Genomic DNA, 20,301 nt, shown 5'->3' on the forward strand with positions numbered 1-20,301 from the left:
GCGTCCGGAGCGCCCGTATTTCATCCAGGGATGCAAATCCGGGCCCTCAACCGGGCTTTCACCGCCCCGGGCGCAACGCGGCGACGGCGGCGGGCCCGGCCGGGCGGAAGGCAATGTCGGATTGCACCGCCGGCGGCTCGCTGGACCAGGCATGGCCAGAACGTCCGTATTCCAGGCCAAAAGCATAGAGCTTGCGCAATTCGTCCGTGTCGAAGGCCATCGTCCCTGAATTGTCGACCTCTGGCGGGATGGCCGTCAGATGGAAGGTAAGGCCATTCTTCCGCGCGAAATTGTAGGTTGCGCTGAGGGTTGTGCGCGAGCCGGAGGCAACCATGGTCGAGAGAGAACGGCCAACGATGTCGGGGATGCTTTTCTGAACCACCTCGAATGACGGATCGAGCTTGCCGTTATTGAGAATGTAGATGCTGCCGCCCTGTTTCACCGACACCCGGGGCTGCGCGTACAGCATCTGCGCCGGCAGGATGAAGACGTTGGACACAACGCCGCCGTCCACATGCATTTCCCGGAATGATCTGCCGCCGCCAGTGACCGGTATCATCGTGGGCGTGAAAATTCCCGGAATGCTGGCGGAGGCGACCATGACGCGCCGGAACAGCTCGTCGGACCCAGGGACGCCGCTGGCGGCGATGGCGCCCATGTTCCAGACAACGGGGCGCTGGGCGTCGAGGTTCGTCGTCTGGATCAGCAGTCGCCGCCCCTTGCGGTGCTCGGCCGCCACGGCGGCGATGACGTCGCGCGTCACGAACTGCCTGGCGAGCCGCAGCAAACGGTCACTGTCAAACACGCCATCCCCGAACAGGGTGCTGACAGGGTCGGGGTTGTCGACCAGGGTGATGCCATAGCCGCCGGTGTACATGTCCTTCAGGACGCCGTCATAGGCGGAGCCGAGGAAGGCGAACGGCGCGATCAGCGCGCCGGTGCTGACGCCTGAAACAAGGGTGAACTGGGGGCGGGTTCCGGTTTCGCTCCATCCCCTGAGAACGCCGGCTCCAAACGCGCCGTCACCACCGCCGCCGGACAGGGCGAGATAGCGGATCGGCCCCCGAACCTCGTGGGCGTAGCGGGCGGCGATCGTCGACGCCGCATCTGCGTCCGGCCAGAAGCGCGCGTCCGGGATACCGGGGATTTCGGCCAGCGCCTGCTCCTGGGCGGTGAACGGGATGCGCGGCGTCATGGTGCAGGCCGGCAGCGTCGCCATCAACGCCACGCCGATGAGGACCCGGCGGAAAGTCGCCGGTCTTTGCATGCCAGACCCCATGTACGGTCGCCCCTTCTTCATGTGATTTTCGGGAATGCATCGCCGGTGAACAATGGCTGCGCAACCCCGGCCCAGGCCGCGGCGAGCTGGAAAACCTTCAGGTCGTCGAACGTGTTGGTTATGAGCTGAAGACCGACTGGCATGTTCGCGGGGCCAATGCCCGCCGGCGCGGCGACGACCGGATAGCGGCCAAGCAGGTTCCAGGGCCAGGTGAAAGCAAAATCAAGGCCGGGCGCATTCCTGCCGCCGATGGACACCGTGTCCTGCGCCGGCGCCAGCCCATGGGCGGCCGGGACCAGCGGCGTCGCCATGGTGGGCATGACGATGGCGTCGAAGCCCCTGCCGAAAACCTGTTTCTGGGCCGTATTGTGATAACGCTCCAGCAAGGCGTCGGCGGCGACGAGCGCCTCCGGTCCGGTTTTTCCCTTCAGGCGCTCCAGGATGAAGCGTGTGTATTCCGCCAGCTTCTCCGGGCCCTTCATCGCTTCCGTGGCGAGGCCGCCCATGCTTGTCGAGAACAGCCCCGCGATGAAGGTGTTCATATCCCCGGCGCGAAAGCCAAGATCGACAGCCTCGACCGTCGCGCCGAGGCCGCGGAATTTCGCCAGCGCCCCGTCCATGGCGGCGCGAACCGCCGGCTCCATCGCCGACATCCCCGCGCCATCGTAGTAAGCCAGCTTCCAGCCGCTCACAGGCGCGTAGGACACCGGGAAATTGAGTTTGGGCCGCAAAGACGAATGCACGGCGGGATGTGGCCCGACCATCGCCTGGGTCAGCAGGTTGAGGTCATCAAACACCCGCGCCATCGGCCCCTGGCTTTCGTAAGGGACCTCGCTCGTCGGCACACGACCGAACGGCGGCTTGAAGCCATACAGGCCGCACTGGGAAGCGGGAATGCGGATGGAGCCGCCCATGTCGGAGCCGAGCGCCAGCGTCGTGAAGCCCGCCGCGAGCGCGGCGCCCGAACCACCGGATGAGCCGCCCGGAGAGAATGCAAGGTTCCACGGGTTTCGCGTGACGCCCCACAACGGGGTCGCGGTTGTCATCCAGGAGTAGAACTCCGGGACAGTGGTCTGGATGTGAAAAATCGCGCCCGCCGCCCGCAACCGCTCAATGACCGGACCGTCGGCCGGTTCCGGCGGCGCATGCTCCAGCAGGCGCGAGCCCATGGTGGTCACCCACCCCTTGACCGCATACTCGTCCTTGACAGCAATCGTGACGCCCTCAAGCGGCCGCGGATTCCCCGCCTTGTAACGCTTCTGGCTTTCCTCAGCCTGCCTCCGGGCCTCGTCAAAATGTGTGCGCGTAATGCAATTGACCTTCGGGTTGAAGGCCTCGATCTGGCGGATCTGGGCCTCCAGCACCTCCAGGGGCGTAAGCTTGCCCTCCCAGAAGCTCCGCAACAATTCAGTGGCGGGCGCATAGCAGAGGCGATTGACGCCGGGCTGCTGCGCCCCGGCCGCGCCGAACGCCATGGAGCCGGCAAGAAACCCGGACGCCTGGAGGACTTCACGTCGGCTCAACATTGCGAATCCCCTCGCCCGGCCATGCTTCCAGCATCATCATACAGTGCCTTGAACCTGGACCAACAACACTGGCGCAAGAAACGGCATAACGCCTGACGCAGGGTATTGGCGCTCAATTGCGCGTGATTGCCTGGCGTGACTGGCTGGCGCGCCAGCCCACGACAGACGCAAGACGCCGGCAACAGGGCCTGATGACTTTCGGAGAGGCGCGGACTGGACGAAACGCGATGGCGGCCTGAAAATCCGGCGCGCCGCGCCCCGCCGTTACACGGACGCCCCGGCCCCGTGAACCGGGGCCGGGCCATGGATGTCCAGGCTCCATGGGCGGTCAGGCAGGAGGCGGTCAGGCGCAGGAGGCGCTGACATGATTGGACTGAACGAGGCGATTACCCTGGCGGTCAGCGCGCACGCCGGCCAGACCGACAAGAGCGGAGAACCCTACATTCTGCATGTATTGCGCGTCATGCTGGCCCAGAAAGACGTGGAGGCCATGACGGTGGCGGCCCTGCACGACATCGTTGAGGACACCAGCATCACCCTTGCCGACCTCGAAGAAGCCGGCTGGAGCGCGCGCGTCGTTGCGGCGGTGGACGCCCTCACCCATCGCGACGGCGAGGACTATTTCGACTTCACCCGCCGCGCGGCGTCCGACGAACTGGCGAAACCGGTCAAGATCGCGGACCTGCGGGACAATTTGCGCCAGGCAACGGATGTGGGCGCGCAGGACCGCCGCGCGCGGTATCTGAAGGCTCTTGCGCTGCTCGGCGAAGCCTGAGCCGCGGCTCCCGCCCGCGCAGATACCCCGCGCAGACACCTGGCGGCGCAGATACCTGGCGGCGACGAAACCGTGGGATTTCATCCCGAACAACGTTTCGGTCACGTAATATACAATTGCGTTAACCACCCTGTTCTTCCGCGCAATTTGGCGTAAGCTTCAGCGTCCCAACATTCTGGATGGGACGTCTGGAGGTTGCCATGCGTTTGTGGTGGAACAGCTTTGTCCGCCGTGATCGCGCGGGGAAGCCTGTGCGCATCATCTGGTCAGAACGTCATCCTGATCTTTTTGAGATTCACGTCGGGATTTCCGGGTCTGCGGTGCTGTATCTGAACGGGCGCGAAATCGGCTCGGGGATCGACATCCTGCAATTGACGGATCAGGCCGCCAGCATGGTGGCCGGTCCCGAAGACCGGGCGGCTTGAGCCCGGGAATGCAGCCCCGCCGGAGAGCGAGGGGCTGCCGCGCGCCACGCTGCCCGCCGCACGGTGGGCAGGGCCGGCCCCCGTCTTCGCCGCTCACCGCCATCCTGGTCGCTCAGCGAGGCGCGTTGTCGCGCACCTGATCCAGCCGCTCGCGCTCCTTGGCGAGCCTGTCGCCCCTCCAGGCGTCGGCGTGCGGATCGAAATGCATCCAGCCCTCCTCCCGCCAGGTGGTTTCGCGCTCGGCAAGATCGACCGCGCCAGCTTCCCGCAGCACCGTTTCGGCCTGCGCGACCCTGGCCTCGTTCATGCGGGCGGAAACGAGGGTCCCGCCGCGCCGCACGCCCTCCGCGTAGAGATGGGCCTCGTTCTCCGTCAGGCCCGCGCCGACCAGCGCCCCGACCATGCCGCCCGCCGCGCCGCCGGCGGCCGCGCCGGCAAGGGCGCCGACGCTGGCGGCTGCCAGCCAGCCGGCGGCGACCACCGGGCCGATGCCCGGAATGGTCAGCAATCCGAGGCCAGCCAGCAAGCCGCCGGCGCCGCCAAGCGCCGCGCCGGCGCCAACGCCCGTCAGGATGCCGCCGGTCACCTCCTCGTCGATCACGGCGCCGGGATGCCATTCGTCCGCATTGTTGGCGATGATGCTGATGTCGGCGGGCGTTATGCCAAGGCCCTGAAGCTGCTCCGCCGCGGCCATGGCGTGATCCCGTGTGTCAAAAAGGGCTGTGACGGTGGTCATTGCCTTTCCTTTCCAAGTTTCTGGCCAGCCGGCGCCGTTGCCTCACGCGCTTCTGGCCTGCCCCGGATGGCGCCCCTCGCCGAACTCCTCAACGATCTTGCGACAGAAAGCCGGCAGATCGTCCGGGTTGCGGCTGGTCACCAGCCCCTGGTCGACCACCACCTCCTGGTTGACCCACTTGCCGCCGGCGTTCCTGATGTCTGTGGCGACGGTCGGATACGACGTCAGCGTCCTGCCCCGGACCACGTCGGCTTCCACCAGAAGCCAGGGACCGTGGCAGATAACGCCGACGGGCTTGCCCTGCTCGAAGAAGGAGCGAACGAAAGCCACGGCGTCATCGCTGCCGCGCAGCCGGTCGGCGCCGACCGATCCCCCGGGGATAACCAGCCCGTCAAAATCCTGGGCGCTGACCTCGCTGACCAGCCGGTCCACATGATAGCTGTCGCCAGGTTCAAGATCGTGGTTCACCGTCGCGCCTTCACCCTGGGCAAGGCCAACGACTGTCAGCTCCGCGCCCGCCGCGGCGACGGCTTTCACCGGGGCGGTGAACTCACGCTCCTCGGTTCCCCTGGGCGCGAGCAGGATGGCGATATTTCGTCCTTTCAGCGACATGGGTTCCTCCTGAATTGCATGCTGCCATTTCAGGAAGAACAGTCGCCTTGCCCGCGTTGTTCCAGGCGCGAACAATCGCCGCGCCCCGCCAGCCGACGCTGCGCCGCGCCATCCAGACGCCTCATCAAGGCGCCAGACGCGCGGGGCCAGGCGCGCGAGCCAAAAACACAATGGCCGGAAGCGCGTGCTTCCAGCCAGTTCACGTCGTGCTGATATAGGCAGGACTGGTCAGGCCGGCGGGGTTCGAACTGACGATCCACGGCCCGTCGCGGCATGACCGGCCAACACAAGCGGTGAGGCTGGCAACCACGCAGATTGCGCCGACGGTTCCCGTCACCGGTTTTCCTTCAGCCGCACGCCGGCGCCGCCCTGCGCCTGCGTCATCCGCTGGCGTTCATGGCCATCATGGTAGCGGTCACAAAGGCCACAAGCCGGTCGCCGGAGAACACTTCTGCTTTGACAAGGATTAGCGTGCGTCCTGACCTGATTACGCGACCCTGGGCGACGATCTCACTGCCGTTCGCGGGCGCCGCGAAATTGATCTTGTACTCCGTTGTCAGCACCTCGAGGCCAGGTTCCGTCAGGGTCAGGGCGGCATATCCCGCAGCGCTGTCGGCAATGGCCCCTATGGCGCCGCCATGGATGAAGCCATGCTGCTGGCTGATCTCAGGTCGTGACCGCAGGCGGATATCGACAGCGCCGGGCGCCACCAGCTCCAGCCTGGCGCCGAGGGTCGCCATCAAACCCTGCCTGACGAAGCTGCCGCGGACGCGGGCTTCGAAATCTGGATCTCTCGCGCTGTATTGCATCATTCTCGCCCTTCAATCCTTCATCGCCAGCCTTGCCCCGGACCTGCCATCCGCTGTCGCCCCAGCGTCGGGGCAGATGACGCCGGCGGATTCGAAAGCGGCGCGGATGTCGCGCAGCCTGCGCTCGCAAGGCGAGCGCTTGCCGGCCAATGCCCGGGCCGCGCCGTGGTTGCTAGCGGCTTCAACAGGGCTTCCATACGGCGCGCCATGAAGGGGGGTTCGGAAGCGGGATTTGGAAACGGTGTTCGGAAGCCGGGTTAGAAAGCCGGGGTTGGCCATGCGGCGTCAGGGCCGCCCATACCCCTCATTGTCCAACGTTGGACCTGTCAAGCATCGACCCGGCAAGCAGAAAAAACAGAAGCGCCAGAGCGGCGCTTTGTTTTTTTCAGTCTTTTCAACTGCTTGAATGGTCGGGCAGGCGGGATTCGAACCCACGACCCCTAGTCCCCCAGACTAGTGCGCTAACCGGGCTGCGCTACTGCCCGCCAGATAACCGGTCACGGGACGTATCCCGCGCACGGCAGGCATAACCTGACGTTGCTGGCCTTATAGTGAAGCACCCCGTCGAAAGCAACGGCCTGGCTGACGGAAACTGTGGGAAGACGGAACAGGCTCCTGCAACAGCTGTTTCAGTCGGCGTTGTCCAGTTCGCCGCGCGCGTGGGCCAGCAGCCGCCGGCATTCCAGCAGTTCGGCCAGGGCCTCCTGAAGCCGGGCCCGCTGCGACGCCGCCAGCGCCGGGCGGGCGTAGGCAAAGCCGGGACCGCCGGAGACGGCGTTGGGCGGCGTGTCCCAGACACCCGCTGCGCCGGCGCCTTCAGGCGCGCTCGCGTGCGACGTCTCTGGCGCATCGTTCCACAGATCCGGCTCATGGGCGGCGGCTGGCGTCGACTGCGCCAGCGGCGCGGGGCCTGGCGGCGTTTCATAAGGGAATGCGGCGGCGCCGGGCGGCGCCCCCTGCCCGCTGGCCGGATCATGCGGCCAGGGCGCCTCGCCCGCATCCGCCTGACCGGGCGGCGGATAGCTCTCGCCCCTGTAACCCGGCAGCGCGTAAGGGTCGTTGACAGGGGAACCAGAAGGGTCCGATGCGGCTTCCCGCCAATCGGACAGCGGCGGCGAGGCCAGCACGTCGGCGTCCTGGTGAGCCGAACTGTACGGTCGCGGGCGGACGACGGCCGGCAGATCATCGGCGCCGTCGCCCGGCCAGCCGCCATCGTCCCAATCTGCGCCTTGCTCCTGCGTACGCGGTTCCTGAACGCGTGATTCCTGGGCGCGCGCCCCGGGAGCATCGCCTGAGCGGGCCTCGCCGGAGCCCACCTGCTGGACGAAGCGGACGCCTTCTTCCTTCAGAATGCGCTGCACGCCCTTGATCGTATAACCTTCGCCATACAGCAAATGCCGCACGCCGCGAATCAGCAGCACATCGTCCGGACGATAGAACCGGCGGCCGCCGCCGCGCTTCAGCGGCCTGATCTGGCTGAAGCGGGTTTCCCAGAACCTCAGGACGTGCTGGGGCACGTCAAGTTCTTCAGCGACCTCGCTGATGGTCCGGAATGCGCCGGGTTCCTTGTCCACTGTCTGCCGGTCAGTCAAATCGATGGTCCGCGTTCCTGCCGCCACAATCCTTCAGAACGAAACGGTTTCCGTTTCGCGCGAAATGCTTGAAAGCGGCGTTCCGGAGCGCGCCCCGTCCAGGATACCCCCGCCCCGCTTCGTCGCATGCTGGTGAAGACTGTCAGCCCGAAACCGTCGCAAACGCAAGACCTGGTTGCGGCGCCCTCCTGACCCGGACCGGGCGCAGGTGCGAAAAACATCTCCCGAAAACCGCCCGGGACCGCGTTGGCTTGCAGCCCTGCCCTGGACCCTCACTGCGGTCAGGCTTCCGGGGGGATCGCGGCGGATCGTTCGCCACGCCATCTCATCCAGTTTCACCAGCGGCGTCCACTAACGCCGGCGCCGCCGACGCGTGTCTTCAATCTTCAGCCGTCACGGCCTCGCCGTTGATTCGGGCCTTCAGCACATTCGACGGTTTGAACACCATGACACGGCGCGGCTCGATTGGCACCTCCACCCCGGTCTTCGGATTGCGTCCGATGCGTTCGCCCTTTTCACGGACGACAAACGAGCCGAACGAGGACAGCTTCACCGTCTCGCCACGGGCAAGACAGTCGCACATTTCCCTGAGCACCTGCTCAACCAGCTCTGCCGATTCCGTCCGCGACAGCCCGACCTTCTGGTAGACCGCCTCGCAAAGATCCGCGCGCGTAACAGTGCGCCCCGTCATATTCGCCCCACCTGATGCAACTAGCTATCTATTTGGAATTACGCGTAATACCTGATGACCCGCCGGTCAATAAGACAGTGGCCGGCGCCGTGCGTTCACCAGCGGATCAGGGCGCTGCCCCAGGTAAATCCGCCGCCCATGGCCTCGATCATCACCAGGTCGCCCTGCTGGATGCGGCCATCGGCGCGCGCCGCCGCCAGCGCCAGGGGAATTGAGGCCGCCGAGGTGTTGCCATGCTGGTCGACGGTCACCACCACCTTGTCGCGGGCGATGCCCAGCTTGTCGGCGCTGGCGTTGATGATGCGGCGATTGGCCTGGTGCGGCACGAACCAGGTCAGGTCGTCCGCCGATGTTCCGGTGGCGGCGAAAGCATCCTCGATCACGTCGGTGATCATGCCGACGGCGTGACGGAAGACTTCCTTGCCCTCCATGCGCAGGTGACCAACGGTTTTCGTCGAGCCGGGGCCGCCGTCCACATACAGCTTCTGGCGGTGACGGCCGTCCGAACGGATGTGCGTGGTCAACACGCCGCGATCGCTGGCTTCACCGGGCTGCTCCTGCGCCTCGAGCACGATGGCCCCGGCGCCGTCGCCGAACAGCACGCAGGTGGTGCGGTCTTCCCAGTCAAGAAGTCGTGAGAATGTCTCCGCCCCCACCACCAGCGCCCGCTTGTGCGAACCGGAGGTGAGGAACTTGTCGGCGGTGGTGACGCCGAAAACAAAACCGGAGCACACCGCCTGGACATCGAAAGCGACGCCGTGGGTGATGCCGAGGCCGGCCTGGATCTGGGTGGCGGTGGCCGGGAAGGTGAAGTCCGGCGTCGAGGTGGCGCAGATCACCAGATCGATGTCGGACGCTTCAAGCCCGGCGTCGGCCAGCGCCGCCTCAGCGGCGCGCAGGCCAAGCACCGACGTGGTTTCATCGTCCGCCGCGATGTGCCGCTGGCTGATTCCCGTCCGCTGCACGATCCATTCATCGGATGTGTCGACGAGGCCAGCCAGCTCCGCATTGGTCACCACGCGGGGTGGAAGATATGAGCCGCAGCCCCGGACCACCGAACGCAAACGTGTCACGCGCCTTTACTCCTCAGGCTTGCCCGTCATGCCAGATCCCGAAGCGTCATCCCGAAGACGCCGCCGCATCCGCGACCTGCAAAATGTATTCTCACAACCGGCGACACATCGCCCGCAGACATGCGGAGTTGCGTCGCCACGCTCCAGCCAGGACAATCCCGCCAGAAGCCGGCCAAAACCCGGCGAGACAGGCTCACGGGATTTTGGGATCAGCCGGCGGCCCGTCTTTCCCCAGCACCATGCCGCGAATGTTCGACAACAGGTCAAACCGCGCCATGTCATAACCAAGTTCGATCGCGCTGGCGAAGCCGAGCGCGTCCGTTCCCCCATGGCTCTTGATGACGATTCCTTCAAGTCCCAGGAAAACGCCGCCATTGGCGCGTCGCGGATCCATTTTCTCTTTCAGCGAATCGAACGCGCTCTTCGCCAGCAGGTAGCCGAGGCGCGCCATCCAGCTGCTGGACATGGCGCTGCGCAGATAGCTCGCGAACTGCCGGGCGGTGCCTTCAGCGGTCTTCAGGGCGATATTGCCGGTGAACCCCTCGGTGACCACCACATCGGCGGCTCCCTTGCCGATGTCGTCGCCTTCGACAAAGCCGATATAGTTGAGATGGGGCAGATGGCCTTCGCGCAGGATACGCCCTGCTTCCTTCACCACCTCAAGCCCCTTCACCTCCTCGACGCCCACGTTGAGCAGGCCAACGGACGGCGTCTCGATATCGAGGACGATGCGGGCCATGGCCGCGCCCATGATGGCGAGGTCGACCAGGTGCGCGGCGTCGGCGCCGATGGTGGCGCCAATGTCGAGCACAATGCTTTCGCCGCGCATGGTCGGCCACAGGCCGGCGATAGCCGGCCGGTCAACGCCGCCCATGGTGCGCAGGCAAAACTTGGCCATGGCCATCAGCGCGCCGGTGTTGCCGGCGGAAACCGCGATATCAGCCTCACCCTGCTTCACCGCCTCCAGCGCCATCCACATGGAGGAATGATACCGCCCCTGGCGCAGCGCCTGGCTCGGCTTGGCGTCCATGGCCACGGCCACCGTGGTGTGCTTCACGGTCGTCGCCGCCTGCAAGGCCGGCCGCGCGGCCAGCAGCGGGCCGATCACCGCCTCGTCGCCGGTCATGACAAAGCGCAGGTCCGGGCGCCGCTCCAGCGCCATGGCTGCGCCAGGCACGGAGACCGCCGGACCGTGATCGCCGCCCATGGCGTCAATCGCTATGCGGATGGAACGTGACATGAGCTGCGTGTGTCTTCCTGGGTTCCCGGCGCCGGCCGGCCGCCGACAATAGCGGCTGGCGGCCTTCCGGCAATGTGTGCTGTGAGGCTGTAAACAACATGACGGGCACAACGCAAGCTCCGGCAGCCATCAGACCGCCGGAACGGCCGCGCCGCCCCGCAGGGAGAAAGCTCAGGAATCCCCGCCGCTTTCGCCATTACGCAGGCGCTTCAGCGCCGCGAAGGGGGAAGGCTCGCCCGCGTCCTCCGTCCACGCGAAGGACACGCCGGGCTTGCGCGGCCACGGGTCCAGCGCCAACGCCAGGTACTCCGCCGCCAGCACGCCCAGATCGATGCGGTCGTTGACAATCGGCTCGGGATCTTCACGGCGGCTGAAGCCATCGTCCTCGTTCTGCATGGCCGCGCCCTCCTCGGGCACGTCTTCGGAGAACGTCAGCTCGAAACGCTCGTCGATCTGCGAGTCGAACGCCTCCAGACTCACCACGCAGGTCTGCCGCACCTCGGCCCGCACCTGGCCTTTCAGCTTGAGGCGCCGCGCATTGCCGGCGAGCGTGAACGTCGCGGTGAGCTTCGGCAGCGCCACCAGGTCATAGGCGCTGGCTATACGGGCGCGCGACGCCTCGTCCGCCTCGATGGTCACGCGCAAACCGGCGCGCGGCACATCAGACACCCGCACCACATGCGACAGGAAAGGCGCAGGATCCTGGTCGGTCATCATCATTCTCCCTCACCCGCTCCCTTGCCGGCGCCCGCCACGATCCAGGCTCCCGCGAATCGCAAGCCCAGGGCCCGCTACCGGCCACACTTTCTGGAAGGGCGCGGCAACAACGCGATTCTGCGCGCCCGGACAGCATCCTGTCACACACAAACGCAACTTCGGCATCTGTTTGCGATGTCAAATATCTTACCCGGGAACAACGCCCCTGGGGGATGAACCTCTGCCCAAATCCAGGCTTCCCCTACCCCTGACGCACCACAGCGGCGTCGGGAAACAGCAGCTCGCCGGCCCGCCGCCCGGCCATGGGGGCGATGGCGTCGAGTTGCAGGGCGCCAAGCCGCTCTTCCGCCGCGCGAACATAACGCGCCAGCAGCGGCGCGGGTTCATCGGAGTCGAGGACATTACGGCCGAGCGCCGCCGCCAGGTCCGCATCGCCGGCGGCGTCCAGGGCGGCGTCATAGCTTTTCGCCCGCCCGTAGAATCCCTTGGCGATGGATTTCATCCGCTTCGGCACCGTGGTGTCGCCCATGCCGATCTCGCGCAGGGCGTGCTCGATCTGCTCGAACACCGTATCGACGAATCGCTGGCCGACCTCATCCGCCGGCGGCGGCAGGTCGCGCAGGCGGCGCATGACCAGCATGGCGTGCAGCTCCAGCAGCTCAAGGCGCCCCTGGGTGGTGTCGGCCACGCCGTAGTTCTCATAAAAATCCGGCTGACGCGCCGCGGCGATCACCTGGCCGTACAGGCTTTCAATCACCGGCCGCAGCGGATCCTTGCGGAAAAATCTGAACGCCACGCCGCGGGGCTCCCTGTTACGCGCGGAAAGCAGGCGGCGCGTCCGGCGCGCGGCGTAAACCGCGCGGTGTTGCCGCCCTTCTCCTTGCCAAATACACTGTCGCGGGGTACGCCTCCTGCAAGAATGATGCAAGATCATTGCGCCCGGCGGACGACCCGGCGGGCAGCGACAGCGCCCTGCGGGCGGTCATGCATGCGTGGCAGCGTGAACCCGGTCGTCCGGGCGTTACTTGCCCTTTCCGCGCGGCGGCTACCGCGCGAGCAGACAAAAGGTGATTGAATGGCGAGGGCCATACTCCGCAGTGTCGTGACCGCCGCCGCTATCGCGACCGCCGCCATCACCCTTGGCGGCTGCGCCAAAGAGGTGATTGTCCACGGTTACATGATCGACGAAGCCTCCATGGCGAAGATCAAGCCGGGTTCGAGCGTCGAGGTGGTGCTGACCGAGATGGGCACCCCCACCACCACCTCCACGGTCGGCAACAAGACCTTCTATTATATCTCGCAGACCCGTGAGCGCCGGGTGCAGTTCCTTAACCCCTCCATCACCGACCAGCGGGTGGCCGCCGTTTATTTCAACAGCGCCTTCAAGGTCGAGCGGGTCGCCCTGTATGGCCTGAAGGACGGCGAGGTGTTCGACTTCATCTCCCGCACCACGCCGACGAGCGGCCAGGAGCGCTCCTTCGTCCGCCAGCTGTTCAAGGGCCTCGGCGCCGGCAACATGAACCCGTTCGGCGCCTGACGCAGGCCGCGGATGGGCGAAAGCCTCCAGAGGCAAAAAGCTCAAAAGACAAATGGAAAAGCCCGCGATTGCCGCGGGCTTTTCGTTTTTTGTGACGCCAACGATCCAGCTCGTCGCCTGACCACCGATCCGTCCACTCTCCCGACCTGGCTCCTGACAGGCCGGGGCGGGCGAGCCTTTCTGGCGAAACGCCGGCGGCCCGGACGCCAGGCGCTCCCCGGACCTGATCAACGCGCGATGGGCGTGACCCATCGCGCGTCGACGTCAGGCCATGTGCGACAGCACCGCCAGCAGCAGCAGCGCGACAATGTTGGTGATCTTGATGGCCGGATTGACGGCGGGACCCGCCGTATCCTTGTAAGGATCGCCGACGGTGTCGCCCGTCACGGAGGCCTTGTGCGCTTCCGACCCCTTGTGGTGGGTCACGCCGCTCTCATCGGTGAAGCCATCCTCGAACGACTTCTTGGCGTTGTCCCAGGCGCCGCCGCCAGACGTCATGGAAATGGCGACGAACAGGCCGGTGACGATGACGCCAAGCAGCATGGCGCCCACGGCCGCGAAGGCCTGGCTGCGCCCGGCGGCGGCGTTGATGACGAAATACAGCACGATCGGCGCCAGCACCGGCAGCAGCGACGGCACGATCATCTCGCGGATCGCCGCCTTGGTCAGCATGTCGACGGCGCGGGCATAGTCCGGCCGGTCGCGCCCTTCCATGATGCCGGGCTTCTCCCGGAACTGGCGGCGCACTTCCTCCACCACCGAGCCGGCGGCGCGACCCACCGCCGTCATGGCGATGCCGCCGAACAGGAACGGGATCAGGCCGCCCAGCAGCAGGCCGACGACCACGTAAGGATTGGCCAGCGAGAAGTCGACGCTCACGCCCCTGAAGTAAGGGAACCGGTCGGCGTTGGCCGTGAAGAACTTCAGATCCTCATTATAGGCGGCGAACAGCACCAGGGCGCCAAGACCGGCCGAGCCGATGGCGTAGCCCTTGGTCACCGCCTTGGTGGTGTTGCCCACCGCGTCCAGCGCGTCGGTGGAGCGGCGCACATCCGCCGGCAGGCCCGACATTTCGGCGATGCCGCCCGCATTGTCGGTGACCGGGCCAAAGGCGTCGAGCGCCACGATCATGCCGGCGACGCCGAGCATGGTGGTGACGGCGATGGCGATGCCGAACAGGCCAGCCAGCTTGAAGGTGACGATGATGCCGGCGACGATGACGATGGTCGGCAGCGCCGTCGCCTCCAGCGAGACAGCCAGGCCCTGGATGACGTTGGTGCCGTGGCCGGTGACCGACGCCTGGGCGATGGAGCGCACCGGCCGGAAGCCGACGCCGGTGTAGAACTCGGTGATCCAGACGATCAGGCCGGTGACAGCCAGACCAACCAGGCCACAGATGAACAGCTTGCCGCCATTCAGCACCAGGCCGCCAGCGCCAGCAATGTCGCCCCAACCGACCAGCAGATGGGTGGCGAGCGCCAGGCCGATCACCGACAGCAGCGAGGTGGCGACCAGCCCCTTGTAGAGCGCGCCCATGATCGACTGGTTGGCGCCGAGCTTGACGAAATACGAGCCGACGATCGAGGTGACGATGCAGGCGGCGCAGATGGCCAGCGGATACAGCATCATGGAGGCGAGCACGGGCGTGCCGGCGAAGAAGATCGCCGCCAGCACCATGGTGGCCACCACCGTCACCGCATAGGTTTCGAAAAGGTCGGCGGCCATGCCGGCGCAGTCGCCGACGTTGTCGCCCACATTGTCGGCGATGGTGGCGGGGTTGCGCGGATCATCTTCCGGAATGCCGGCCTCCACCTTGCCGACAAGGTCGCCGCCCACGTCGGCCCCCTTGGTGAAGATGCCGCCGCCCAGCCGGGCGAAGATGGAAATCAGTGAAGCGCCGAAGCCCAGGGCGACCAGCGCGTCAACGATGACCCGGCTTCCCGGCGAAACGCCCATGGGGCCCGTCAGCACCGTGTAGTAGCCAGCAACGCCGAGCAGGGCGAGGCCCGCCACCAGCATGCCGGTGACCGCGCCGGACTTGAAGGCGATGTCGAGCCCGGCCGCCAGCGATTGCGACGCCGCCTGGGCGGTGCGCACGTTGGCGCGAACCGAGACATTCATGCCGATGAAGCCAGCGGCGCCGGAAAGAATGGCCCCTATGGCGAAACCGATGGCCACAGGCAGTCCCAGCAGCCACCACAGCAGCAGGAACAACACAATGCCGACGATGCCGATCGTCATGTACTGGCGGCGCAGGTAGGCCTGCGCCCCTTCCCTGATCGCCCCTGCGATCTCCTGCATGCGGGCGTTCCCCGCATCAGCCGCCATGACAGACCGGATGGTGACAGCGCCATAAACTACAGATAGCGCCCCAAGAAGAAGAATAATCAGCAATGCAGCCATGTGTATTTCTTCCCTGACGTTCTTGTCGGCGGCCAAGGGTCACACGCGCCTTTCACATGCGACAGTCGGCCACGCCCTGTTTTGCCACATTCTGGCAGTGGCATGACATGATTGCTTTTTTCCAGGGCATGGGCAAACGCCGCGCCCGGCCGACCCGGGCGGATGATCGGGCGGCGCGCCCGGGCTCCTGGGCTTCAAAACGGAAATTATTCATATATTACAGAGCGATCGCGGAGATCGCCGAAAAATACGCCGCCATAACCAGGTCAATGGCCCTGACTTTTTGAAAGAAGCATGGGCAGAGGCGGCGAATTCACGACATTTGCTGCGATCTTGCCAAGCCGGCTGCCTGCGGGCGGGAAAGTTTTCGTTTTTCATGAGGTTAGGCGCGCAGCCGCCTGACCAGGATATTTACCATCCCGGGAAATGGCGCGTCACAGCTTCGTCATCTGGCCCATATTTCAGGCCCGACGGCCCTGAGTCGCGGTTGCGGGAGCGCCGATCAGTCAGGTTGCCCCCGCCCGGTGGCTTTGCTCCATCAGGCGATGTTACGCGCGCCGGGCCGCCACCCCGCTGCGCGGCATCCGGTCGAGCTGGATTGGAAACCGCTCCAGCTGTCTCTATTGCCGGCGAATTCTGATCGATCAGCCGATCCTGCCGATCGGAAAGCGCGCTAGAAGTGGGAGAATGATCCCTTGCCGAACGCGGCGGGGGTGCCGCGCCACATGACGCGGAAGGGCTCGCTGACCGGCGTGATCTCACCGATCGGGGTCAGGCCGCATCCAGCCGCGCGCGCCGCCGCCGCAAGGGCGTCGTAATGCTCGGGCGCCACCGTCAGCAGGATCTCGTAATCGTCGCCGCCAGCGAAAATCTGCCGGGCGAGGCTTTCGTCGGCGGCGAGCGCCGCCGCAGCAGCGGCCGACAACGGGGCCAGGTCCAGATCGACGCTGGCGGAAACGCCGGAAGCCGCCGTCAGCTTGCGCAGATCGCCGACCAGGCCGTCAGAGACGTCCATGGCGCAGCTGGCCCAGCCGCGCACCGCTTCGGCCATGCAGGCGCGCGGCAGCGGCTCCAGATAGCGTTGCAGCAGCGCCCCGGCCTTCTCCTCGCCGATGGCGGCGATCCAGGCAGGAGGCGCGGCCTCGTGGCGGGCGTGACGCACGGCGAGCCCCAGGGCGCCGTCGCCGACCGAGCCGGTGACGGCGACGACATCGCCAACCCGGGCCGTGGTGCGGGCGGTCATGGTTCCACGCGGCGTCTCGCCCAGAGCTGTGATGGCGATGGTGAGCGGCCCGGGCGTGCGCACGGTGTCGCCGCCGAGCAGCGGGCAATGATAGGCCCGGGCGTCCTCACCCAAAGCAGCCGCGAAGGCCGCCAGCCAGTCGCGGGTCCAGGTTTCCGGCAGGGCGAGGGTCAGCAGAAAGCCAAGCGGCCGCGCGCCCTTGGCGGCGAGGTCAGACAGGTTCACCCGCAGCGCCTTGCGGGCGATGCTTGCCGGCGGATCGTCGGCGAAAAAATGCACGCCGGCGACGACGCCATCGGTGGTGACAATCAGTTCGTGGTTCTCGGAGAGCGCCAGGCGGGCGACGTCGTCTGCGAGGCCCAGGCCGCCCTCCCCCGCCAGCGGCGCGAAAAAGCTGGCGATCAGATCGTCTTCGGACATGGCGGCCATGACGTTCCCCTCAACGCGCGTCGCGCTCCGTACCGGTGGATGCTCCTGACGCCGGACACGGCCCGGCCGGACAATCCCGGGCGGAAGGCGCGAGAGCGCGGCGTTTTCCGACGCCAAACCGCCCAAGGTATGAGTTTGGGGACAATGCGCCCTCCCCGCAAGGCCAGGGCGGCCATGCGACGCCCTGGGCGCCAGACAGTACCTGCCCGTCTCCCGCCCCCGCCCCGGCGGCCGGTCCGGCGCGCTTCCCGAGACAGGGCGGCGCCCCGCCAGCGCTATACGCGTCAGACCATGCGGCCCTGGCGGCGCCAGGGGCTTCCGGGATCAGCGGCTGGTCAGTTCGTCGGCGCGGTTCTTGCGGGCGATGGCGTCGAGCACGCCGTTGACCATGCCAGGCTCGTCCTGCTCATAGAAAGCGCGGGCCACGTCGACGTATTCGGAGATGGTCGCTTTGGCCGGCACGTCGCGGCGGTTGAACAGTTCGTAGGCGCCGGCGCGCAGGATGGCGCGCAGCACCGGCTCGATGCGGCGCAGCGGCCATTTGTCGGCCAAGGCGCCGTCGACGTTGCGGTCGATGCGCGCCTGGTCGCGGACGACGCCGGCGACGATGTCGCGAAAGAACGCCGCCTCGGCCGGCTTGAACTGCATGCCTTCGATCTCGCGCCCCATCCAGTGGGACTCGAATTCGGCGATGGCGTCGAGCACGCCCTTGCCGGAGACGTCCATCTCGTAGAGAGCCTGAACCGCCGCAAGACGCGCGGCGCTGCGCATTTCACCCCTGGCCATCGGAATCAGCCCGCCTGTCCGGCGCGTTTGACGCGCAGCACGGCGAGGGCCGCCTCGGCGGCCCCGCCTCCCTTGTTCATGTCGCTGACCCGGGCGCGGGCCCAGGCCTGTTCGTCGTTCTCGACCGTGAGAATGCCATTGCCGAGCGGCAGGCGCCGCTGCACGGCAAGATCCATCAACGCCCGGGAGCTTTCCCCGGCGACGATGTCATAGTGACCGGTTTCACCGCGGATGACGCAGCCCAGCGCCACGGCGGCGTCCCATGGGCGGCCGGTCGCCGCGCCGGCGTCGAGCAGGATGGCGATGGTCGCGGGAATTTCCAGCGCGCCAGGCACGGTCACCACCTCGGCCGTCGCCCCCGCCGCTTCAACCGCCGCCACGGCGCCGGCGAGCAACTCGTCGGCCAGGTCTTCGTAGTAGCGCGCCTCGACGATCAGAACGCGTGCGCCGGCAAGCGGCGTCTTTGAGGCGGCGGAGCGGCGCGGCGCTACCATGGAGTTGGCCTTTCAGGTGGCGATGGAGCCCGGCTGTCGCAAAACGGATCAGCCGGTCCGGCGCAAACATATTCGTTGGTCGTAAATGACTGTGGGAGGCGTCAGTACCCCTTCGCCTGCGCCTCCGCAAGGCGGGCGGCGTAACGGGCCATCATGTCGACTTCCAGATTGATGCTGTCGCCAGGCTGGCGCAGCCCCCAGGTCGTCACCTGAAGGGTGTGCGGGATCAGCAGCACGGAAAACACGTCGTCCTCCACCGTGTTGACGGTGAGCGAGGTTCCATCGATGCAGATCGAGCCCTTCTCGGCGATGTAGCGGGCCGTGTGCTTCGGGGCGCGCAGGGTGAAGCGGGAAGTTTCGCCCCATGTGGCGTCGGCGTCGGTGACCACCTCGCGCGCCAGCAGTTGCGCCATGCCGTCCACGTGGCCTGTGACGATGTGCCCGCCCAGTTCGTCGCCGATTTTCAGCGCCCGCTCCAGGTTGAGCCGGCCGCCAACGCCCCAGCCGCCCGCATTGGTGCGGGCGAGGGTTTCCGCCGCGATGTCCACGTCGAACCATGCGCCGGCGGCGCCGTCCGCCCAGACATGGGGGCCAACGGCGACAACCGTCAGGCATGGGCCGCCGCAGGCGATGGAGGCGCCAATCTCGATGCCGGCCGGATCATAGTGCGAGGCGATGCGCAGGCGGCGCAGCGATCCCTGGTGATCCCCGACGGAGAGAATCTCGCCCACGTCGGTGATGATGCCGGTGAACATCAGCTGACCCTTTCAAATATCTGCAATGCGTCGTCGCCGACGGTTTCTGTTTCGACCAGGCCCATGGCGTCGAGAGCCGTCCGCAACTGCGGACCGACAGCCGCCACGCCCTGATCCGGCGGTCCATCGTAATCCGATGGACCGGTGAACAGCGCAACCTCCTCCACCAGGCGGGCGGCGGCAAGGGCCCCGGCAAGGGCCGGGCCGCCCTCGCAGAACACCCGGGTCACGCCCCGGGTCCCGAGCAGTTGCAGCGCCAGGGCCAGATCGGGCCGGCCCCCGGCGTCGGCGCCGACGCGCATCACCTCCACGCCAGCGCGGGCCAGGGCAATCTCCGGCGCGACCGGCGCATGTTCGGCGGTAATGATCCAGGTGGGGACGCGGCCGGCGTCCTGGACAATGCGGGCGGCGGGCGGCGTGCGCAACATGCTGTCCAGCACAACCCGCACCGGCGACATCGCCTCCATACCTGGCAGGCGCACGGTGAGGTCCGGGTCGTCGGCGAGAATGGTGTTGACGCCGGCCAGGATGACATCGGCGCGGGCGCGCATCAGGTGCACGCGGGCGCGGGTTTCCTGGCCGGTGATCATCAGGCGCGGGCCATGGCGGCGGCCGGCGACGCCATCACGGGTTTGCGCCAGCTTCAGCAGCACCGCCGGGCGACCTTCACGCACCCTGGTGAAATGGCCGATGTGATCGCGGCGCGCCTGTTCCGCGCCAACGCCGATCAGCACCTCGACGCCGGCCTCGCGCAGACGGCCATGACCAAGCCCGGCGACCAGCGGATTGGGGTCCTCGATGGCGGACACGACGCGGGCGACGCCAGCGGCGATGATGGCGTCGGCGCAGGGGCCGGTGCGGCCCACGTGCGAACAGGGCTCCAGGGTGACGTAGAGGGTGGCGCCGCGCGCCGCGTCGCCCGCGCGCCCCAGAGCGACCACCTCGGCGTGGGGGCGCCCGCCGGGCTGGGTGGCGCCGCGGCCAAGAATCACATGATTGCGCGGATCGACCAGCACGGCGCCGACCGCCGGATTCGGCCAGGCCAGACCAAGATTGCGCCGGCCCATGGCCAGCGCATCGCGCATGAAGCGCCCGTCCAGCGCCAGGCTGTCCTGCATTCCCTGCCCCCTCCCCGTCGTGGCCTGGTCCGCGTCCATGGCCGGCCTGTTTTTACCCGCG

The 20,301-nt window shown here is 66.9% G+C and carries 19 protein-coding genes, 1 tRNA gene and 1 pseudogene; 3 read left to right on the forward strand and 18 right to left on the reverse strand.

The window, feature by feature from the left end:
- Nucleotides 1–58: 58 nt before the first annotated feature.
- Nucleotides 59–1,267, reverse strand: coding sequence for a patatin-like phospholipase family protein (locus tag EV666_RS06625; RefSeq protein WP_165909920.1), 1,209 nt, complete (start codon nt 1,265–1,267; stop codon nt 59–61).
- A 29-nt stretch (nt 1,268–1,296) separates the two neighbouring features.
- A complete protein-coding gene (locus tag EV666_RS06630; protein WP_207906345.1) occupies nt 1,297–2,805 on the reverse strand; it encodes an amidase in 1,509 nt (502 codons plus the stop codon).
- Between the two features lie 364 nt (nt 2,806–3,169).
- Here EV666_RS06630 and EV666_RS06635 point away from each other — a divergent pair, with 364 nt between their 5' ends.
- Both EV666_RS06635 and EV666_RS06640 read left to right on the forward strand, forming a co-directional pair.
- Nucleotides 3,170–3,580, forward strand: a complete 411-nt coding sequence (locus EV666_RS06635; RefSeq protein ID WP_132004961.1) for a bifunctional (p)ppGpp synthetase/guanosine-3',5'-bis(diphosphate) 3'-pyrophosphohydrolase — start codon at nt 3,170–3,172, stop codon at nt 3,578–3,580.
- Between the two features lie 200 nt (nt 3,581–3,780).
- Nucleotides 3,781–4,005 (forward strand): hypothetical protein, encoded by a 225-nt coding sequence (locus EV666_RS06640; RefSeq protein WP_132004964.1) that lies wholly within the window; start codon nt 3,781–3,783, stop codon nt 4,003–4,005.
- Between the two features lie 112 nt (nt 4,006–4,117).
- On the opposite strand, the gene EV666_RS06645 is transcribed toward EV666_RS06640, so the two are convergent.
- From EV666_RS06645 to EV666_RS06690, 10 genes and pseudogenes are all read right to left on the reverse strand, one after another.
- Nucleotides 4,118–4,741 carry a hypothetical protein gene (locus tag EV666_RS06645; RefSeq protein WP_132004967.1) on the reverse strand — a complete coding sequence of 208 codons (624 nt, stop codon included), beginning with the start codon at nt 4,739–4,741 and terminating at the stop codon, nt 4,118–4,120.
- A gap of 42 nt (nt 4,742–4,783) precedes the next feature.
- Nucleotides 4,784–5,353 (reverse strand): type 1 glutamine amidotransferase domain-containing protein, encoded by a 570-nt coding sequence (locus tag EV666_RS06650; protein WP_132004970.1) that lies wholly within the window; start codon nt 5,351–5,353, stop codon nt 4,784–4,786.
- 380 nt (nt 5,354–5,733) lie between these two features.
- Nucleotides 5,734–6,093, reverse strand: a complete 360-nt coding sequence (locus tag EV666_RS06655) for a PaaI family thioesterase (RefSeq protein ID WP_245514263.1) — start codon at nt 6,091–6,093, stop codon at nt 5,734–5,736.
- A 476-nt stretch (nt 6,094–6,569) separates the two neighbouring features.
- A tRNA-Pro gene (locus EV666_RS06660) sits at nt 6,570–6,647 on the reverse strand.
- Nucleotides 6,648–7,475: 828 nt separating this feature from the next.
- Nucleotides 7,476–7,736 (reverse strand): annotated as a pseudogene (locus EV666_RS06665) (MerR family transcriptional regulator); the annotation flags it as partial.
- A 397-nt stretch (nt 7,737–8,133) separates the two neighbouring features.
- A complete protein-coding gene (locus EV666_RS06670) occupies nt 8,134–8,445 on the reverse strand; it encodes an integration host factor subunit alpha (protein WP_132004976.1) in 312 nt (103 codons plus the stop codon).
- 95 nt (nt 8,446–8,540) lie between these two features.
- Nucleotides 8,541–9,518, reverse strand: a complete 978-nt coding sequence (locus EV666_RS06675; RefSeq protein WP_132004979.1) for a beta-ketoacyl-ACP synthase III — start codon at nt 9,516–9,518, stop codon at nt 8,541–8,543.
- 193 nt (nt 9,519–9,711) lie between these two features.
- Nucleotides 9,712–10,758: a phosphate acyltransferase PlsX gene (gene plsX / locus EV666_RS06680; protein WP_132004982.1), complete on the reverse strand. Its 1,047-nt coding sequence runs from the start codon at nt 10,756–10,758 to the stop codon at nt 9,712–9,714.
- A 171-nt stretch (nt 10,759–10,929) separates the two neighbouring features.
- On the reverse strand, nt 10,930–11,472 hold the full coding sequence (locus EV666_RS06685; RefSeq protein ID WP_165909921.1) for a YceD family protein: 543 nt from the start codon (nt 11,470–11,472) through the stop codon (nt 10,930–10,932).
- Nucleotides 11,473–11,716: 244 nt separating this feature from the next.
- Nucleotides 11,717–12,271 (reverse strand): ubiquinol-cytochrome C chaperone family protein, encoded by a 555-nt coding sequence (locus tag EV666_RS06690; protein WP_245514264.1) that lies wholly within the window; start codon nt 12,269–12,271, stop codon nt 11,717–11,719.
- A 279-nt stretch (nt 12,272–12,550) separates the two neighbouring features.
- Here EV666_RS06690 and EV666_RS06695 point away from each other — a divergent pair, with 279 nt between their 5' ends.
- Nucleotides 12,551–13,012: an outer membrane protein assembly factor BamE gene (locus EV666_RS06695; RefSeq protein ID WP_132004991.1), complete on the forward strand. Its 462-nt coding sequence runs from the start codon at nt 12,551–12,553 to the stop codon at nt 13,010–13,012.
- 264 nt (nt 13,013–13,276) lie between these two features.
- On the opposite strand, the gene EV666_RS06700 is transcribed toward EV666_RS06695, so the two are convergent.
- From EV666_RS06700 to ribD, 6 genes are all read right to left on the reverse strand, one after another.
- The gene (locus EV666_RS06700; protein ID WP_132004994.1) at nt 13,277–15,415 is read right to left on the reverse strand and encodes a sodium-translocating pyrophosphatase; all 2,139 of its coding nucleotides are present in this window, start codon (nt 15,413–15,415) and stop codon (nt 13,277–13,279) included.
- 673 nt (nt 15,416–16,088) lie between these two features.
- Nucleotides 16,089–17,087, reverse strand: a complete 999-nt coding sequence (gene thiL, locus EV666_RS06705; RefSeq protein WP_132004997.1) for a thiamine-phosphate kinase — start codon at nt 17,085–17,087, stop codon at nt 16,089–16,091.
- 324 nt (nt 17,088–17,411) lie between these two features.
- Nucleotides 17,412–17,873: a transcription antitermination factor NusB gene (nusB, locus tag EV666_RS06710; protein ID WP_132005000.1), complete on the reverse strand. Its 462-nt coding sequence runs from the start codon at nt 17,871–17,873 to the stop codon at nt 17,412–17,414.
- A gap of 5 nt (nt 17,874–17,878) precedes the next feature.
- Nucleotides 17,879–18,367 carry a 6,7-dimethyl-8-ribityllumazine synthase gene (gene ribH / locus EV666_RS06715; RefSeq protein WP_132005003.1) on the reverse strand — a complete coding sequence of 163 codons (489 nt, stop codon included), beginning with the start codon at nt 18,365–18,367 and terminating at the stop codon, nt 17,879–17,881.
- A gap of 101 nt (nt 18,368–18,468) precedes the next feature.
- Nucleotides 18,469–19,122: a riboflavin synthase gene (locus EV666_RS06720; RefSeq protein ID WP_132005006.1), complete on the reverse strand. Its 654-nt coding sequence runs from the start codon at nt 19,120–19,122 to the stop codon at nt 18,469–18,471.
- Nucleotides 19,122–20,240 (reverse strand): bifunctional diaminohydroxyphosphoribosylaminopyrimidine deaminase/5-amino-6-(5-phosphoribosylamino)uracil reductase RibD, encoded by a 1,119-nt coding sequence (gene ribD / locus EV666_RS06725; protein WP_245514265.1) that lies wholly within the window; start codon nt 20,238–20,240, stop codon nt 19,122–19,124. The genes EV666_RS06720 and ribD overlap by 1 nt, the downstream gene beginning before the upstream one ends.
- Between the last annotated feature and the right edge of the window lie 61 nt (nt 20,241–20,301).

The organism is Camelimonas lactis (genome assembly GCF_004342915.1).
In the GTDB taxonomy this organism is placed as follows: domain Bacteria; phylum Pseudomonadota; class Alphaproteobacteria; order Rhizobiales; family Beijerinckiaceae; genus Camelimonas; species Camelimonas lactis.

Excerpts from the sequence above, each read along its gene's own strand:
- plsX (WP_132004982.1), bottom strand. The coding sequence starts at position 10,758 with ATGTCACGTTCCATCCGCATAGCGATTGACGCCATGGGCGGCGATCAC.
- EV666_RS06655 (WP_245514263.1), bottom strand. The coding sequence starts at position 6,093 with ATGGCGACCCTCGGCGCCAGGCTGGAGCTGGTGGCGCCCGGCGCTGTC.
- EV666_RS06695 (WP_132004991.1), top strand. The coding sequence starts at position 12,551 with ATGGCGAGGGCCATACTCCGCAGTGTCGTGACCGCCGCCGCTATCGCG.
- EV666_RS06635 (WP_132004961.1), top strand. The coding sequence starts at position 3,170 with ATGATTGGACTGAACGAGGCGATTACCCTGGCGGTCAGCGCGCACGCC.
- ribH (WP_132005003.1), bottom strand. The coding sequence starts at position 18,367 with ATGGTAGCGCCGCGCCGCTCCGCCGCCTCAAAGACGCCGCTTGCCGGC.
- EV666_RS06640 (WP_132004964.1), top strand. The coding sequence starts at position 3,781 with ATGCGTTTGTGGTGGAACAGCTTTGTCCGCCGTGATCGCGCGGGGAAG.
- EV666_RS06645 (WP_132004967.1), bottom strand. The coding sequence starts at position 4,741 with ATGACCACCGTCACAGCCCTTTTTGACACACGGGATCACGCCATGGCC.
- EV666_RS06720 (WP_132005006.1), bottom strand. The coding sequence starts at position 19,122 with ATGTTCACCGGCATCATCACCGACGTGGGCGAGATTCTCTCCGTCGGG.
- EV666_RS06700 (WP_132004994.1), bottom strand. The coding sequence starts at position 15,415 with ATGGCTGCATTGCTGATTATTCTTCTTCTTGGGGCGCTATCTGTAGTT.
- EV666_RS06650 (WP_132004970.1), bottom strand. The coding sequence starts at position 5,353 with ATGTCGCTGAAAGGACGAAATATCGCCATCCTGCTCGCGCCCAGGGGA.
- EV666_RS06685 (WP_165909921.1), bottom strand. The coding sequence starts at position 11,472 with ATGACCGACCAGGATCCTGCGCCTTTCCTGTCGCATGTGGTGCGGGTG.
- EV666_RS06670 (WP_132004976.1), bottom strand. The coding sequence starts at position 8,445 with ATGACGGGGCGCACTGTTACGCGCGCGGATCTTTGCGAGGCGGTCTAC.
- EV666_RS06625 (WP_165909920.1), bottom strand. The coding sequence starts at position 1,267 with ATGCAAAGACCGGCGACTTTCCGCCGGGTCCTCATCGGCGTGGCGTTG.
- EV666_RS06630 (WP_207906345.1), bottom strand. The coding sequence starts at position 2,805 with ATGTTGAGCCGACGTGAAGTCCTCCAGGCGTCCGGGTTTCTTGCCGGC.
- ribD (WP_245514265.1), bottom strand. The coding sequence starts at position 20,240 with ATGCAGGACAGCCTGGCGCTGGACGGGCGCTTCATGCGCGATGCGCTG.
- thiL (WP_132004997.1), bottom strand. The coding sequence starts at position 17,087 with ATGGCCGCCATGTCCGAAGACGATCTGATCGCCAGCTTTTTCGCGCCG.
- nusB (WP_132005000.1), bottom strand. The coding sequence starts at position 17,873 with ATGGCCAGGGGTGAAATGCGCAGCGCCGCGCGTCTTGCGGCGGTTCAG.